This is a genomic window from Campylobacter sp. S4:11 (assembly GCF_024723695.1).
Taxonomy (GTDB): Bacteria; Campylobacterota; Campylobacteria; order Campylobacterales; family Campylobacteraceae; genus Campylobacter_D; species Campylobacter_D jejuni_C.
In genome coordinates this window covers 1-16,124 of record NZ_JANQDC010000025.1, presented here as the reverse complement: position 1 = coordinate 16,124, position 16,124 = coordinate 1, and the positions used below count along the sequence as shown (strand labels likewise).

Sequence of the window (16,124 nt, the reverse complement as noted above, 5' to 3'; positions counted from 1 at the left end):
GATTAGCATTTTAATTTTTTGATAATACTATCTAGCTTTTTACTATTCCCGTCTTTTAGATCCTCTAAAGCTTCTATAGCTGGAGCAAAGTCCTCCATTTCATCAAGATAATTTTCTAAAGCATTGCGTAAAATTTCAGCTTTTTTCTTTTTAGAAAATTTTGCAGTTTTATTTAAGCGCTCGTAAAGTTCTTCTGAAAGAGTTAAAGTATATTTTTTATTCATTATCTAACCTTTATTTTAGTCTTATTGCTTCTTGGCAAGTTTTGCATTTATAACTTGCGTTGGTTGTTTGTATTTTTTGATGAATTTCACAAGGTACTTTGTGAATTTTGTCAGCACATGAGCAAACATACTCATAAAATTCTTGCAAATCTTCTGAGTTTGTTTCATTATTTTTTTTATTTAATTGCGCTTGATGCCATTTTTCTATCTTCATATCTTCTCTTAAGATATGCTCTAGTAACCATTTTGATGCAATGATATTAAGTTTTTCTTTGAGATCATTGGTGCTTTTAATGTTTTGAATTAAATCGATCATAGATTGAATAATGCTTTTGTGAATTTTTTGATGGTTAACAAGTTCAGGATAGCCTATTTTTTCCATGTATTTTTCTTCTTCAGCAAAGTGTTCTTTCATATAGTTAAAAAAATCTGCAAGTAAAAATTTGATTTGACCTTTGTGAATGGGTTTATCTGAAATCATTTCTACATTAGCAGCAAGTTCAAAAAGTTTTTTGTGTTGCTTATCGATTTCATCATTGTGAATACTGTATTTATCACACCATTTTGGTAGCATATCAACCCCCTGTTTATATTTGGCAGAGTTTTGCAGGCATTATAATTTACAATATTTTAAATTATGATTAATTTTTATTAAATTTCTGTTTTTTCTTTACATAAAACTAGATTAGCGGAGCATTCTTTGCATTTAAATTGCACTTTAGAATATTGCATTTTCAAATGAATGTCATAAGGAACTTTATGGGTTTTCCCTTCGCATTGACATTGATATAAAAACTTCTTTGGTTTTGGCTTTTCTTCTTCGAAAGTATCTGAAGAATTTTTTACTTGTGTATTTTGTCTCCAGTGTTCTATCATCATATCATGTTGTATAATATGTTCTATAAGCCATGAATTGACTACTATGTATAGTTTTTCTTTTAAATCATTCGTGCTTTTTATGCTTTGTATAAGTTTTATCATAGATTTTGTGATTTGTTTATGCATGAGCTTATGTTGGTTTAAATAAGGATAGTTGATTTCAGCCATGTAGTTTTCTTCATCTTGGAAATGGATTTTTATATAGTTAAAAAATTCAGCTATAAGTTTTTTAAGTTCTACTTGATAAATTGGTCTATCTGAAATTTTTTCTACTTTTGCAGCAAGTTCAAAAAGTTTTTGGTGTTGAGCATCAATTTTTGTATTATTGATACTATATTTTTTATCCCATTCAGGTAGCATAACAAATCCTAAAGTACAAATATAAAACAGTTAATATTTTATAAATATTTGGCTTTAACTCTGCTAAATTCACATTCAATTTACATAAAAAAAATATAATGCTTTAAAGCAAGATAAAGGATAAAAATGGCTACACAAATTCTTTTACTAGAAGATGATATTAATTTAGGGGAAATTGTTAGTGAGTTTTTAGAAGAAGAAGGCTTTGAAGTAGTTTTAGTAGACAATGCTCAAGATGCGCAAGATAAAGCCTATGAGAAAAATTTTGATTTATGGATTTTAGATGTAAAAGTTCCACAAGGTGATGGTTTTAGTGTGCTAAAAAATTTAAGAGAGGCAGGTAAATACACGCCAGCTATTTTTATGACTTCATTAAATACTACTATGGATTTACAAAAAGGTTTTGAAAGCGGTTGTGATGATTATATTAAAAAACCTTTTGAGTTGCAGGAGTTAAAAATAAGAATTAATGCTATTTTAAAGCGTTCTTTTGCTCATAAAAATGAAGATTATGAAGACTTGGGAAATGGTTTTAAATTTGCTTTTGTTTCGCAAACTTTATACCAAGATGATAAGCCTTTGACTTTGCCTTTAAAAGAATTAAAGCTTTTATCTTTGCTTTTAAAAAACAAAGGTAAATTTATAGATACTGCTTGTATTTTTGAAGAAATTTGGGAGTATGATCAAGAGCCAAGTGAGCTCAGTTTAAGGGCTTATGTAAAAAATTTACGAAAAATTTTAGGTAAAGATAGTATTGTTAATCAAAGGGGAAGAGGGTATTGCTATGTATGAAGCCAAGCGTGTTGCATGGCAAATTCTTTCTTTATATTTGGTAAGTATAGGAAGTGTTCTTATAGTGCTTTTTGGTGTATGGTATGCAAAGCTAATAGAAGAATTAGTAACTGAGCATAGTGTAAAGTTAAGACAAGAACACCGTTTTGTAATTTTACAAATGGAAAAATTGCGTTTTGAGCCTATAGAAAAAGGTGCTAGAAAAATTGCTCAAATTTCTAATATAAAATTTGCAATATTTGATAGAACAAAAGTCTATTTTTCTAATCTTGACTTGCCTGCTCAAACAATATTTTTTAAACTTAATAATACAAATATTTACAATAATAACACCTTAATTTATGTAGCTGATGTGAATTTAAATAATTTATTGCTTGCAAATACTCAAGGACAAAATGCTTTGGAGGTCTTAGGCGATGTTAATCGTCTGAGAGTTTTAGTGCAAGGTGATGATATCTCTAAAGAGCTTGGTTTTATAAGGTTTAAGGTGGCTTTGGCTATGATTTCTTCTTTGATTTTTGTAAGTATAATGGCTTATTTTATACTAAAATTTGCACTTAAACCTTTAGAAATGAGAATAAGATTTTTAAATAATTTCATAAAAGATACTACTCATGAAATTAATACACCAATTAGTGCGATATTAATGAGTGTAGAGAGTTTGGAAAGAAAAAATAATTTTGAAGAAATCAAGGCTTTAAAGCGTGTAAAAATAGCTGCTTTGACTTTAAGTCATTTATATTCAGATTTAACTTTTTTAAATTTTTCTCAAGCTTATGAAGCTAAAAAAGATTGGATATTTTTAAAAGATTTAATCAAAGAAAGAATGGAGTATTTTAAGATATTTTTGGAGCAAAAAAATATTAATTTAGAGCTTATCTTGGAAAATAATGGAAAAATTTATGCCAACAAAGAACAATTTTTTAAAATGTTTGATAATCTTATTAATAATGCTATAAAATATAATGTAAAAAATGGCCATATTAAAATAATGCTTTTAGAGCAAAGGCTCATAATAGAAGATAGTGGCTGTGGTATAGCAAAAGAAAATTTAGCCAATATTTTTGAGCGTTATTCAAGATTTAATGAAAATCAAGGTGGTTTTGGTATAGGGCTTTCTTTGGTTGATAAAATTTGTAAAGAGCATAACATTAGCGTAAAAGTAGAAAGTGAGTTAAAGAAAGGAACAAAATTTACTTTAACTTGGAAAAATTAAAATCATTTATTACTCATTTTAGCCTTTTCTTTGGCATTTATAAGCGTTGTGATAAATTCATTTAAATTTTTAGTATCGTTTTGATTTAGAGTTTGTGGGGTATGATTTAGCATTTGAGTGATTAAAACTTCGTTACTTAAGTCATTATCGCCAAATTCTCTAGCCTTTTGTAAAATTTTCAAAGCAAGTAAATTTTTTACTTCATACATTTGAATCCTTTAAATAAATTACGCTAACAATGCGCTTTGGAGTTTGGTTTTTTCTGTAAGAAAAAAATCTCTCATCATCAAAGGTGCAAAGATTGATATCAAAAATATCATTAATACCTAATTCTTTTGCTTGAAATTTAACTAATGCTTTTAAATTAAGCTTATTTTCATGTAAAAAAGGCGCAAAATTCTCTTTGCTGTAGTTTAAAATTTCACCATTAATCTCATAATTTTTAGCACAAATTCCTGCTGAAATAATGAGTTTTAAATTCTTGGTTTGAGTGTTAAAACTTTCTTGCATTTTTAAAACAGCTTCTTTTAAGATATTTTCAAAACAACCTTTTCTACCTGAATGTAAAGCTGCTATGGTTTTATTTTCATCATCATATAAAAGTAAAGGCAGACAATCAGCACTTAAAATACACAAAGCTATATTTTTCTCATTGCTAATTATCCCATCAGCGTTAAAGTGAAAATCTTTATTATAATGAGTAATGATATTAGAGTGAATTTGATTTAAAAATACACACTTTTTTATAGAATTTTCCCAAGGAAAAATATTATCATGAATTTTTGCTCTAAAAATATTATAATCTTGATCAAAAGCTACAAAAGCTTTTGCAAAATCATTTTCTAATAAAGCGATGCAATCTTGTCTATTTGTTGCCATGAGATTTCTTTTTTATAATTTAATTGTCTGTGTATATATCTTGCCAAAAGATCACTTTCTATATTTACGCGTCTTGCTATGGTGTAATTTTTAAACAAGGTTTCATTAAAGGTTATAGGGATGATAGTTAAACGAATACCATCTTTTAAAACTTCATTGATAGTTAAGCTCACTCCATCTATGGCTACACTTGCTTTGTTGGCCATATAAATTTGTATATCATCAGGACATTTAATATAAAAATCAACCCCGTTTTCTTTTTTGAAAATATTAGTAATTTCGCCAATACCATCAATATGTCCTTGCATTAAATGCCCATCTATTTTATCACCATAAGCTAGTGCGGGTTCTATATGCACATAATCTTTTAAATTTTCAATAGCTATGTGAGTTCTTGTTTCATAAGAAAGCTCAAGATTAAAACCATCGTCAAAAAGTTTTGTTACACTCAAACACGCACCATTGACTGCTATACTATCGCCTAGTTTTGGTTTATAGTTTGCTTTTAATCTTAAGGTGTTGTTTTGATATGATTTGACAAAAGCTAATTCGCGGATTAATCCATTAAACATTCAATACCTTTAATTTTTATGAGATTTTATCTAAAACTTTTAAATTTCAAAAAGTATTTTTAGTGTTTTGTTTTAAAAAATATTATATAATTTTTGCCTTTTTTATAAAAATGAGGTCAAAATATGTATGATATAATCGTAATAGGTGGCGGACATGCTGGAGTTGAGGCCAGTGCTGGGGCTGCTAGAATGGGTAAAAAAACTTTACTTTTAACTACTTTAATCGAGCAAATTGGTGCTGCAAGTTGTAATCCTGCCATAGGTGGTTTAGCAAAAGGACATTTGGTAAAAGAGCTTGATGCTATGGGTGGACTTATGGGACAAATTACCGATGAGGCTGGAATTCAATTTAGAATCTTAAATGAAAGCAAAGGTGTTGCAGTGCGTGGAAGTAGAGCACAAATTGATATGGATGCTTATAGAATTTGTGCTAGAAATAAGCTTTTAAAACTTGAAAATTTAGAAATTTCTCAAGAGCAAGCTTTGTCTTTACTTATAGAAAATGATGAAGTTAAGGGCGTTAAAACTAATTTAGAAAATACATATTTTGCCAAAAAAATCATACTTACAACAGGAACTTTTTTAAACGGACTTATCCATATAGGTGAAACTAAGCTTCAAGCAGGTAGGGTAGGTGAGCTTGCATCTGTGAATTTGGGTGAGTACTTAAAACAAAGTGGATTAAAAGTAGGAAGATTAAAAACAGGAACTTGTCCAAGAGTAGATGCTAAAAGTATTGATTTTAGTGTTTTAGAAATTCAGCCTGGAGATGAAAATCCTAAAGCTTTTAGTTTTAAAACGAAAAATTTCAAGCCTAATCAACTTCCATGTTATATAGCAAGAACAAATTTAAAAACACATGAGATTATAAAAAGCAATTTTTACCGTGCCCCGCTTTTTACAGGGCAAATTGAAGGTATAGGTCCAAGATATTGTCCATCTATAGAAGATAAGATTAATCGTTTTGGTGATAAAGAAAGTCATCATTTATTTATAGAACCACAAACTAAAGATGCAACTGAATATTATATCAACGGCTTTTCTACCTCACTTCCTTATGAAGTACAAATTGCGATGTTAAGAAGTATAAAAGGTTTTGAAAATGCTAAAATCACGCGTTTTGGTTATGCTATAGAGTATGATTATATTGACCCAACAGAGTTAAAACATACTTTAGAAACTAAAAAAATAAAAAGTCTATATTGTGCTGGGCAAATTAATGGAACTACTGGCTATGAGGAAGCTGCTGCGCAAGGTTTTATGGCGGGAGTGAATGCGGTTTTAGCAATTGATGAAAAAGAACCTTTTGTGTTAAGGCGTGATGAGGCTTATATAGGGGTGTTGATTGATGATTTAGTGATGAAAGGCACTAAAGAGCCTTATAGAATGTTTACTTCAAGAGCTGAGTATAGACTACTTTTAAGAGAAGAAAATGCTATTTTAAGACTTGGAGAATATGGATATAATTTTAAACTTTTAAGCCAAGAAGATTATGCATATATTGATAATATAAAACAAAATGTTGATAAAGGACTTGAGTTTTTACTCCAAACCACATGGACACCAAGTAAGCAAAATAATGAATTTTTACAAAGCATTGAAGAGGAAAAGATTACTTCAATAGTGAGTTTGCAAAAAATTGTCGCAAGAGCTAGTTTTAATATAGAAAAATTAAAAGCTTTAGATGAAATGTTTAAAAATATGGATGAGTATTCTTTGAATGAAATTTTAAATGAAGCAAAGTATTATCATTATATTGCAATGCAAAAAGCACAAATAGAAAAAATGAAAAACTTAAATGATTTGAAAATCCCTGAAAATTTTGATTTTAAAAGTGTGAGTGGATTGAGTAATGAAGTGGTAGAAAAACTGCAAAAATTTAATCCACCAACTATTTTTGCTGCTTCGCAAATTAGTGGTATTACTCCTGCTGCTTTGGATATTTTACATATTTATATCAAAATGAAAAAATGATAAATAAAAATTTTAATGGCTGTAAAAAATAAAGTCTTTGAAGTAGCTACTGTGTTTGGCGAAGGCTCTGTAGCTGCTACATATCATGATGGCAAGTTTTATAGAATTCTTCTTCCTGATGTTATTGCTTATAAAAATTTAAAAACTAATGAAGTAGTAGAAAATAAAATATTAATAAATAAAATTGATTCTGATACTGCTTATTATCATCAAACATTCAAAGAAAAAACCATAATAAAATTAAAAGTAAAAGAAATTGACAGCGAAACATTTGAACTTATTGATGTAATAGAAAACAATTATAAAGATGAAGAATTACAAAATATATTAAACAAATATTTAGAACCTGTTGAAACATTAGATAATTTTATACTTAATAAAGAATTTGACAGATTTGAAAAAGATATTGATTGGGTAAATAATAAAAAACTTCGTATGACTTTTTATAATGAAGATGAAGAAGATGATGAATATAATTATATAGATACATGCATACAAACATCAAGAAAAATAATTGAAAATAAAGAAGAACTAGACAAAAAAATTAAAAAATATGCTGTTGAAGAATTATTTGAATATGCTGAAGATTGGAATGTAGAAGTTACAGAAGAAGAATTTATAAATCTTATAAGTATCGATATAATAAAAATAGATTATGATAGTATGGCTTTTTGGTTAGATGACGGAGGAATTTTTGGAGGTCATAGTGTTATAATTTATACTGACACAGATTTTGAACTTGATGGCAGTGAATTAGCTGGATAATTTTTATATAATGCTAAAATGTATAAAAATTAGAGTAATAAAAATGGAAGATAAAGAAATAAAAGAATTTAATAGTCAGTTTGAAGAAGAAATTCTTGATATTGCTTTTATATTAAAAGAATATGCTGTAGGAGCTGGAAAAGTACCTAATAAAGAAAAATATTATCAAATATCTATTTTGGCTATTGCATATAAAAATTTTGCTGATAACACAATAGTGGAAAATGAAAATATAACAATTCAAAAAAAAGATAATGATACTAAATATTATTTTAATACATTCAAGGATAAAACTATAGTAAGATTGAAAGTAAGAAAGCATAAAGATTTTGATAATGCTTTATATAAAAGATTTTTGCTTGTTGAATTAATAGAAAATAATTATGAAGATGAAAATTTAAAACCTATATTAGATAAATATGTACAGCCTGTATATTATAAAGATGAAGTATTAGGAACTTTTAAGCTTGATAAGGGTTTAAATACATTTACAAATAACATTAATTGGGTTAATAAAAATAAAGTTGAACTCGTTTTTGATAATAATGACAATATTGAAAATTCTATACAAACAGCTAGAAAAATATTTGAAGATAAAAAGGAATTAGATAAAAAAGTTAAAGAATATATTGCTAGTCAATTATTAGAAGAAGCTAATAACTATAATGAAGATGCTGACAAAGATGAGATTGATGAAAAACAATTTGCAAAATTTTTAACTTTTGAATCTATTGTTATAAGAAGCAAAGGCATAGACTTTTATGTTGATGATGGCGATGTTTTTTGGGGACATGTTATTATAGTTGAAAGCGATTTTGGTTTTAATTTCAGCAACGCTTATATAGCAGGTTGACCTTATTTTCAGTATATAAAAATTAATTTTTATCTTTGAAAGGTTAAATTTTATATAAATGTTTTTCAAAAGAAAAAATTTATCATTTTTTAGATAAACTGCTGTGTTTTACATACAAATCAAAACAAAGGAAGTAAAATGGCTACATCTGAAAGTAGACGAAGCTTTATGGGCTTTGCCTTTGGAACAGTAGCTGCTGTGGGTGGTGCTTTTTCATTAGTTGCAATGAAAAAAACATGGGATCCGCTCCCGAGTGTAAAAGCAGCAGGTATTACTACTGTAGATCTTTCTGGTATGAAAGAAGGCGAACTAAGAACGATTGAATGGCGTAAAAAGCCTATATTTATCTTAAAAAAAGATGCAGATATGGCAAAAGATAGCAATAGGGATGTTGTTGTGGGTGATGTTGCTTATACTGTAGTTATTGGTCTTTGTACGCATTTAGGCTGTATTCCAGCTTATGCTCCAAGCGAAAAATTATTTAAGTGTGCATGCCATGGTGGCGAATTTGACACTAGTGGTAAAAATGTATTTGGTCCTCCTCCAAGACCTTTGGATATTCCTCCTTTTAGAATTGATGGAACAAAATTAGTATTAGGCGAAGAAGGTCCAGAATATAAAAAAATGATCGCGGAGGCTTAATATGGCACAGATAAAAAAAGCAAACGGTATTGTAGATTGGCTTGATCAAAGATTAGCTGTAAATAAGCTTTTTAATGTTTTAATGGCTCAATATTGGATACCAAAACAAATTAACTTTTTATGGGCAATGGGTGTTATTTTAACTACTCTTTTTGCTATTTTATTTATTTCAGGTTTATTTTTAGTAATGTATTATAAGCCAGATGTGGCTTTAGCTTTTGATAGTGTTAATAAAACTATCATGCAAGAAGTAGAGTATGGTTGGCTTTGGCGTCATATGCATGGTGTGGCTGCTTCAGTTGTGTTTTTAATTATATATATTCACATGCTAACAGGAATTTATTATGGCTCTTATAAAAAGGGTCGTGAGATGATTTGGATTAGCGGTATGCTTTTATTTGTTGTATTTTCAGCAGAAGCATTTAGTGGATATATGTTGCCTTGGGGACAAATGAGTTTTTGGGCTGCTCAAGTTATTACTCAGCTTTTTGGTGGGATTCCTTTTATAGGCGATGCATTAGTTATTTGGATAAGAGGGGATTTTGCGGTTTCTGATCCAACTTTAACTAGATTTTTTATGTTACATGTGTGTTTATTGCCTATTGTAATTTTAGCAATTATTGCATTTCACTTTTATTCTTTAAGAATTCCTCATGTAAATAATGAGATTTCAGAAGAAATTGATTTTGATTTAGAAGCTGAAAAATATTTAGCAGGTGATACAAAAGGTTCTAAAGTTATTCCTTTTTGGCCAGGATTTTTAGCTAAAGATTTTATGTACATTGCTTTATTTATGATTTTCTTCTTTTATTTGGTATGTTTTAAATTTAATTTTGCAATGGACCCGATCAACTTTGATCCAGCAAATTCTTTAAAAACACCTCCTCATATTTATCCTGAGTGGTATTTCTTATGGAGTTATGAAGTTTTAAGAGGATTTTTCTTTGATGTTGGAAGCATTAAAGCTTTTGATATAGGTCTTGCAGCATTTGGTATAGCACAAATTATTTTCTTCTTATTGCCTTGGCTTGATAGAAGTGATGTTGTAAAACCAGCACACGAAAGACCAATGTTTTTTGTATGGTTTTGGGTATTATTGATAGATTTAATTGTACTAACAGTTTATGGAAAGCTTCCTCCAACAGGAATTAATGCTTGGATAGGATTTTATGCTTCTATGGTATTTTTACTATTATTGTTAGTAGTCTTACCAATTATTACTATCATGGAAAGAAAAAGGGGCTAATAATGAGAGAATTAAAAATATTTTTTGTAGTTGTCTTTTTCACAGGTTTAGTTTATTGGGGGGTTGAGCCTTATGCACATTCAGTGATGAATCCTCCTTCAACTCCGGTTAATTTTGACTTTGCAAAAGCTGATGCAGAATTTACCAAAGGTGAAGTTGCTTTAAAAGAAAAAGCAGCAATGGATACTAATGCTTCAGGAAGTGAAAAAGCTATAGCTAATGCTCAAAAAGCATTAGAGCTTGCTAAAAGCCAAGAAGAAGCTACTAAGCAATTATGGGAAAAAATCGCAAAAATCGATTTTAGTAAAGGTAATGCACAAAAAGGAAAAGAGCTTTTTGAAGGAAATTGTATCGCATGCCATGGTGTAAAAGCTGCTGGAATTCCTGCTACTATCACAGATTCTTCTTTGGGTGTAACACCTCCTGATTTAAGTGATGCAGGTGCTATTTATGATGAGAAATTTTTAACTGCACTTATCATTGATCCGGTTAAGGCTTTGCAAATTTCACATAAATTTAATGATGAAAATCCATTTTTAATGCCTGCTTATCCTTTAAGTGGCGATGAAACACAAGATAATCAAGATTTAGCAGATTTAATTGCGTTCTTTAAAAATACAGCTATTGAATATGAAAAAGAATTTGATGCAAAATTAAAAGCTGATTTAGAAGAAAAATATGCTAAAAATCAAGAACTTTCAGAGCAAGCAAAAACGGCTTTAATTGCAAAAGATTTTGATTTTGCTAAAAACAAACATACGTTTGAAAATGCTTGCGGAAGATGCCATGATGTAAAATATGATGGCTTTGTTTCAAGCTCAAATATGAGTGATTTAAAAAATTATCTTGGTATGACACCTCCGGATCTATCTATGATGATTCGTTCTAAAGGTGCGCATTATCTTGAAATTTTCATTAACGAGCCTCAAAAGAAAATTCACGGTACTGCTATGCCAAGAGTTGGTCTAAATGAAAAAGCACAAACTCAAGTTATTAGTTATCTTGAAAAAGTTGGTGATAGTAAAAAAGAAGAAAGAGAGCAAACAGGAATTTATATTATGATATTCTTTGCTATCTTAAGTATTTTTGCTATAGGTTGGAAAAGATCGGTTTGGTCTAAACTACACTAATTTACTCAAAGAACGCCTTGTGGCGTTCTTTTTCTTCAATAATAAGCTAAATATAAAATAAAATTTGATATAATATCCCTTCATTTCACACGCATTAATTTCCTTATTAGGTTGCTTATGGGTTAAAGAATGCGGAGGAATAAACCTAATTATTTTATTTCAAGGAGAATTTCATGGTAAGCATGAGAGATTTATTAGAGTGTGGTGTACACTTTGGACACCAAACAAGAAGATGGAATCCAAAAATGAAAAAATTTATTTTTGGTGAAAGAAAAGGTATTTATGTAATTGATTTACAAAAAACACTTAGATATTTTAGATATACATATAATATCGTTCGTGATGCTGCAGCAGAGGGTAAGACAATTTTATTTGTTGGTACTAAAAAACAAGCTGGCGGAGCGATTAAAGAATATGCTGAAAAATGCGGTATGCCTTATGTAAATCATAGATGGCTTGGTGGTATGATGACTAACTTTGGAACTATCCGCCAGTCAATTAGAAAATTAGAAGTTATAGAAAAAATGGAAGAAGATGGAAGTATTAAACTTTTAACTAAAAAAGAAGCGTTAATGCTTACTAGAAAAAAAGAAAAACTACTAGCATATCTTGGTGGTATTAGATATATGAAAACTCAGCCTGATATGATTTTTGTTATTGACACTGTTAAAGAAAAAATTGCAGTACAAGAAGCTAATAGATTAAAAATCCCTGTAGTTGCTCCGCTAGATACAAACTGTGATCCTGACTTAGTTGATTTCCCAATTCCAGGAAATGATGATGCAATTCGTTCAGTTCAACTTTTCTGCCAAGAAATGGCTGAAGCAATTAATGAAGGTAAAGCATTAAGAGAGCAAGATGGTGAAGTTAGCGAAGAACAGCCTATTTCTGAAGAAGAAAAAAAAGAAGTTTTAGAAGAAGCTATGAGCGAAGAAGATTTTGAAGGAGATAAAGAATAATGGCTGAAATCACTGCACAAATGGTAAAAGAACTGCGCGAAAGTACTGGCGCAGGTATGATGGATTGTAAAAATGCTTTAAAAGATACGGATGGTGATTTTGAAAAAGCAGTGCAACTTTTAAGAGAAAAAGGACTTGGAAAAGCTGATAAAAAAGCTGATCGTTTGGCTGCTGAAGGTTTAGTAAGCGTAAAAGTAAGTGATGATTTTAAATGTGCAACTGTAAGTGAAATTAACTCAGAAACAGATTTTGTTGCTAAAAATGAACAATTTATTGCTTTAACAAAAGATACAACAGCACATATTCAAGCTAAGAGTCTTCAAAATGTTGAGGAATTACATTCAAGTGAGATTAACGGTGTTAAATTTGAAGAGTACTTAAAAAGTCAAATTGCAACTATTGGTGAAAACTTAGTTGTTAGAAGATTTGCTACTTTAAAAGCAGGTGCTAATGGCATAGTAAATGGTTATATTCACACCAATGGTCGTGTTGGTGTAGTTATTGCTGCAGCTTGCGATAGTGAAGCTACAGCTAGCAAGTGTGGAGAATTTTTAAAGCATATTTGTATGCATATTGCTGCAATGAAACCAAGTTATCTATCTTATGAAGAACTTGATATGGATTTTGTAGAAAATGAATACAAAGCTTTAGTTGCTGAGTTAGAAAAAGAGAACGAAGAAAGAAGAAGATTGAAAGATCCTAATAAACCAGAGCATAAAATTCCAAAATATGCAAGTAGAAAACAACTAACTCAAGAAGTAATTCAAGCAGCTGAAGAAGCTATTAAAGCTGAGCTTCAAGCACAAGGTAAGCCAGAAAAAATTTGGCCTAATATTATCCCAGGTAAGTTGAATAGCTTTATTGCGGATAATTCTCAACTTGACAGCAGACTTACTTTAATGGGTCAGTTTTATGTAATGGATGATAAAAAAACTATCGAGCAAGTAATTGCTGATAAAGAAAAAGAGCTAGGTGGAACTATCAAAATAGTTGAATTTATTCGCTTTGAAGTAGGTGAAGGCCTAGAAAAGAAAACCGAAGATTTTGCTGCTGAAGTTGCTGCGCAAATTGGTTAAAAATGGAACTTTTAAAAGCGGAAAATTTAAGCCATAGTTTTGATATTCCGCTTTTTGAAAATTTAAATTTTGCTGTAAATGCAAAAGATTGTATTGCAATATGCGGAAGTAGTGGATGTGGTAAATCTACTCTTTTGCACATTTTATCTACCTTATTAAAACCTCAATCAGGAAAAGTTTTTTATAATAATCAAGACTTATATAGTTTAAATGATGACGCTTTGCTAGAAATTCGTAGAAAAGATTTTGGAATTATTTTTCAAATGCATTATTTGTTTAAAGGTTTTTTGGCTTTTGAGAATATAGAGCTTGCGAGTGTTTTAAGCGGACAGAATATTGATTATGAATTATTAGAAAAACTTGATATTGCAGATTTAATGAATCAAAAAATCACAAAGCTAAGCGGTGGACAGCAGCAAAGAGTAAGCATAGCTAGGGTTTTAAGCAAAAGACCAAAGATTATTTTTGCTGATGAAGCTACTGGAAATTTAGATTTTAAAAATGCTTTAAATGTAATGGATATTTTGATTGATTATATCAAGAAAAATAACGCAGCTTTGATTTTTGTTACGCATGATCAAGAGCTTGCTAAAAAATGCGGCAAGGTTTTTCACTTAAATAACCATGGAATTTGTTAAATATTTAGGCGATGAAAATGTAGTTATTTTCATGCTTTTGTTTGCTAGAATGAGTGGGTTAATAGTTTTTTTTCCTTTTTTTTCTCACAATAGTATACCTTTGGTGGTAAAAACAACCTTAGCTTTATTTTTAACAATGTTTTTATATCCTTTAGCAAAGCTTGAGGGCAATACGCCTGATTCTTTTTTTATTTTATATCTTTTAAGTGAAGTACTTTTTGGTATGATGGCGGGGTTGATTTTGCAAATGACTTTTGCTATTTTACAAATGGCAGGTGAGCAGGTTTCTTTTACCATGGGATTTTCTATGGCTAGTGTTATGGATCCTACAACTGGTACAAACACACCTGTAATCTCACAAGTTTTAAATTTATTAGCTTTACTTGTATTTTTGGCCTTTGATGGACATCATTTAGTTTTGCTTTTTATATCCAATTCGTTAGAATACATTAGTTTAGGTGGGTTTTATCCACATGAAAATTTAATGCTTTATTTAAATAAAGCCATGGTAAATATTTTTGTACTTGGTTTTTCTATGGCTTTTCCGGTTTTGGCTATATCTTTATTATCAGATGTAATCTTTGGTATGCTTATGAAAACTATGCCTCAGTTTAATCTTTTGGTAGTGGGGTATCCTATTAAGATATTCTTATCTTTTGCAGTGCTTATTGCTATTTTGCTTATTATGATGCAGTATTTTAAAAATTTAACAATGAAAAGTTTTGAGCATATGGAATTATTATTTTTTAATATATAAGCAATAAATAATTAAAAATGTTTTAAAATAAGATATTTCTTTAATTTTGGGAGATGACAGATGAAGGTTTTGCTGATAAATTCTAATACGGCTGTTTCAAAGCTAATCAGTTTAGGGGTTCAAAAATTAGGTTATGATTTTGAAGAAATTACAAATACTGAGGAGCTTGGAGAATTTTATGATGTTATTATTATAGATCATGATATTGAAGCTAGTTTAGATGATTTAAAAAGCAAATGTAATAGATTGATTTGTTTATTACCTAGAAACCAAGAGCAAGTAGAAGGCGTAGAATGTTTATATAAACCTTTTTTACCAACTGACTTTATAGAGCTTTTGGGTGGTGAAAAAACTTTAAATGAAGATAAAAATAATACTTTAGAAGAAGATGAATTAAATTTTGACGATAATGTTTTAATTGATAAAGATACGCCTTTAGATGGAAATGAACTTTTAGCTGGTATTGACTTGTCTGAGCATGAAGAGAGTTTAAGTGAAGATGATTTAAGTTTGCAAGAAGAATTTTTTGAAGAGACTTTAGATGATGAATTAAAAGCTGGCAATATACCTGAAACAACAGATATATTAGTAGATGAAAAAAAAGATGAAGATGATTTGGTGTTGCTAGATGATTTACATGAAGAAAATATAGAAGAAAATATAGAAGAAAATATAGAAGAAAATATAGAAGAAAATATAGAAGAAAATATAGAAGAAAATATAGAAGAAAATATAGAAGAAAATATAGAAGAAAATCCTGCCGAAATGGATTCTTTTGATGAATTACCTATGGTTGAAGAAATGGGCGAAAAAGAGATGAGTTTTGATGATTTGCCTGAGGATGCTCAATTTATTGGTGAAACAAAAGATGATGATAGCATTGCAGAAGAAAATGAACCTTTAGTGGAAGAGCTTTTAGAGGATGAGGCTATGAATTTTGAGCCTGAAGAAGAATTAAGCACTCAAGATAAAATCAAAGAAGAGTTAGCTGCTATTGATGAACTTGATGAAGAATTAAACGATCTTGATGAGGAGTCAATGCAAAATTTTGATACCCAAGAAACAGGTAGCGATGAAAATGTACAGGTTTTAGATTTAGAGGAAAATATAGAGGAAAATATAGAGGAAAATATAGAGGAAAATATAGAGGAAAATATAGAGG

Annotated in this window: 19 protein-coding genes; 13 read left to right on the top strand and 6 right to left on the bottom strand. The window is 29.5% G+C overall.

What is annotated here, in order from left to right:
• Positions 1-2 precede the first annotated feature (2 nt).
• From CAMP5053_RS07465 to CAMP5053_RS07455, 3 genes are all read right to left on the bottom strand, one after another.
• Positions 3-224 carry a ribbon-helix-helix protein, CopG family gene (locus tag CAMP5053_RS07465; protein ID WP_087700923.1) on the bottom strand — a complete coding sequence of 74 codons (222 nt, stop codon included), beginning with the start codon at positions 222-224 and terminating at the stop codon, positions 3-5.
• Between the two features lie 10 nt (positions 225-234).
• Entirely contained in the window at positions 235-798 is a 564-nt protein-coding gene (locus CAMP5053_RS07460) for a bacteriohemerythrin (protein WP_087700922.1), read from the bottom strand.
• A 77-nt stretch (positions 799-875) separates the two neighbouring features.
• Positions 876-1,463: a bacteriohemerythrin gene (locus CAMP5053_RS07455; protein WP_087700921.1), complete on the bottom strand. Its 588-nt coding sequence runs from the start codon at positions 1,461-1,463 to the stop codon at positions 876-878.
• A 126-nt stretch (positions 1,464-1,589) separates the two neighbouring features.
• On the opposite strand from CAMP5053_RS07455, the gene dccR reads away from it, so the two are divergent.
• Positions 1,590-2,255 carry a two-component system response regulator DccR gene (dccR, locus tag CAMP5053_RS07450; protein WP_087700920.1) on the top strand — a complete coding sequence of 222 codons (666 nt, stop codon included), beginning with the start codon at positions 1,590-1,592 and terminating at the stop codon, positions 2,253-2,255.
• Positions 2,218-3,471, top strand: coding sequence for a sensor histidine kinase (locus tag CAMP5053_RS07445; protein WP_214136322.1), 1,254 nt, complete (start codon positions 2,218-2,220; stop codon positions 3,469-3,471). The genes dccR and CAMP5053_RS07445 overlap by 38 nt, the downstream gene beginning before the upstream one ends.
• Positions 3,472-3,473: 2 nt before the next feature.
• On the opposite strand, the gene CAMP5053_RS07440 is transcribed toward CAMP5053_RS07445, so the two are convergent.
• The 3 genes from CAMP5053_RS07440 to ribE are packed head-to-tail and all read right to left on the bottom strand — an operon-like array spanning position 3,474 to position 4,922.
• A complete protein-coding gene (locus tag CAMP5053_RS07440) occupies positions 3,474-3,680 on the bottom strand; it encodes a hypothetical protein (protein ID WP_039618783.1) in 207 nt (68 codons plus the stop codon).
• On the bottom strand, positions 3,673-4,350 hold the full coding sequence (pgeF, locus tag CAMP5053_RS07435) for a peptidoglycan editing factor PgeF (protein ID WP_337217575.1): 678 nt from the start codon (positions 4,348-4,350) through the stop codon (positions 3,673-3,675). The genes CAMP5053_RS07440 and pgeF overlap by 8 nt, the downstream gene beginning before the upstream one ends.
• Positions 4,314-4,922, bottom strand: coding sequence for a riboflavin synthase (gene ribE / locus CAMP5053_RS07430; protein WP_214100811.1), 609 nt, complete (start codon positions 4,920-4,922; stop codon positions 4,314-4,316). Before ribE ends, pgeF begins: the two co-directional genes overlap by 37 nt.
• Before the next feature lie 123 nt (positions 4,923-5,045).
• On the opposite strand from ribE, the gene mnmG reads away from it, so the two are divergent.
• The 11 genes from mnmG to CAMP5053_RS07375 all read left to right on the top strand — a co-directional run.
• Positions 5,046-6,896: a tRNA uridine-5-carboxymethylaminomethyl(34) synthesis enzyme MnmG gene (gene mnmG / locus CAMP5053_RS07425; protein ID WP_214100810.1), complete on the top strand. Its 1,851-nt coding sequence runs from the start codon at positions 5,046-5,048 to the stop codon at positions 6,894-6,896.
• A gap of 15 nt (positions 6,897-6,911) precedes the next feature.
• Positions 6,912-7,661, top strand: coding sequence for a DUF2262 domain-containing protein (locus tag CAMP5053_RS07420; RefSeq protein ID WP_214100809.1), 750 nt, complete (start codon positions 6,912-6,914; stop codon positions 7,659-7,661).
• Between the two features lie 43 nt (positions 7,662-7,704).
• Positions 7,705-8,514, top strand: coding sequence for a DUF2262 domain-containing protein (locus tag CAMP5053_RS07415; RefSeq protein WP_261545390.1), 810 nt, complete (start codon positions 7,705-7,707; stop codon positions 8,512-8,514).
• Between the two features lie 138 nt (positions 8,515-8,652).
• Positions 8,653-9,156, top strand: coding sequence for a ubiquinol cytochrome c oxidoreductase, 2Fe-2S subunit (locus tag CAMP5053_RS07410; RefSeq protein WP_039618773.1), 504 nt, complete (start codon positions 8,653-8,655; stop codon positions 9,154-9,156).
• Position 9,157: 1 nt separating this feature from the next.
• Complete coding sequence (locus CAMP5053_RS07405; protein ID WP_039618771.1) at positions 9,158-10,402, top strand: ubiquinol cytochrome c oxidoreductase, cytochrome b subunit; 1,245 nt, start codon at positions 9,158-9,160, stop codon at positions 10,400-10,402.
• A 2-nt stretch (positions 10,403-10,404) separates the two neighbouring features.
• On the top strand, positions 10,405-11,532 hold the full coding sequence (locus CAMP5053_RS07400; protein ID WP_261530314.1) for a c-type cytochrome: 1,128 nt from the start codon (positions 10,405-10,407) through the stop codon (positions 11,530-11,532).
• A gap of 173 nt (positions 11,533-11,705) precedes the next feature.
• Positions 11,706-12,491 carry a 30S ribosomal protein S2 gene (gene rpsB, locus CAMP5053_RS07395; protein ID WP_087700911.1) on the top strand — a complete coding sequence of 262 codons (786 nt, stop codon included), beginning with the start codon at positions 11,706-11,708 and terminating at the stop codon, positions 12,489-12,491.
• The gene (gene tsf / locus CAMP5053_RS07390) at positions 12,491-13,567 is read left to right on the top strand and encodes a translation elongation factor Ts (protein WP_039626638.1); all 1,077 of its coding nucleotides are present in this window, start codon (positions 12,491-12,493) and stop codon (positions 13,565-13,567) included. The genes rpsB and tsf overlap by 1 nt, the downstream gene beginning before the upstream one ends.
• A 2-nt stretch (positions 13,568-13,569) precedes the next feature.
• Positions 13,570-14,205 carry an ABC transporter ATP-binding protein gene (locus CAMP5053_RS07385; protein WP_087700909.1) on the top strand — a complete coding sequence of 212 codons (636 nt, stop codon included), beginning with the start codon at positions 13,570-13,572 and terminating at the stop codon, positions 14,203-14,205.
• Positions 14,192-14,962: a flagellar biosynthetic protein FliR gene (fliR, locus tag CAMP5053_RS07380; protein ID WP_039618763.1), complete on the top strand. Its 771-nt coding sequence runs from the start codon at positions 14,192-14,194 to the stop codon at positions 14,960-14,962. Before CAMP5053_RS07385 ends, fliR begins: the two co-directional genes overlap by 14 nt.
• 60 nt (positions 14,963-15,022) lie before the next feature.
• Positions 15,023-16,124: hypothetical protein (locus tag CAMP5053_RS07375; protein ID WP_337217574.1), on the top strand; the 1,102-nt coding region annotated here is incomplete at its 3' end.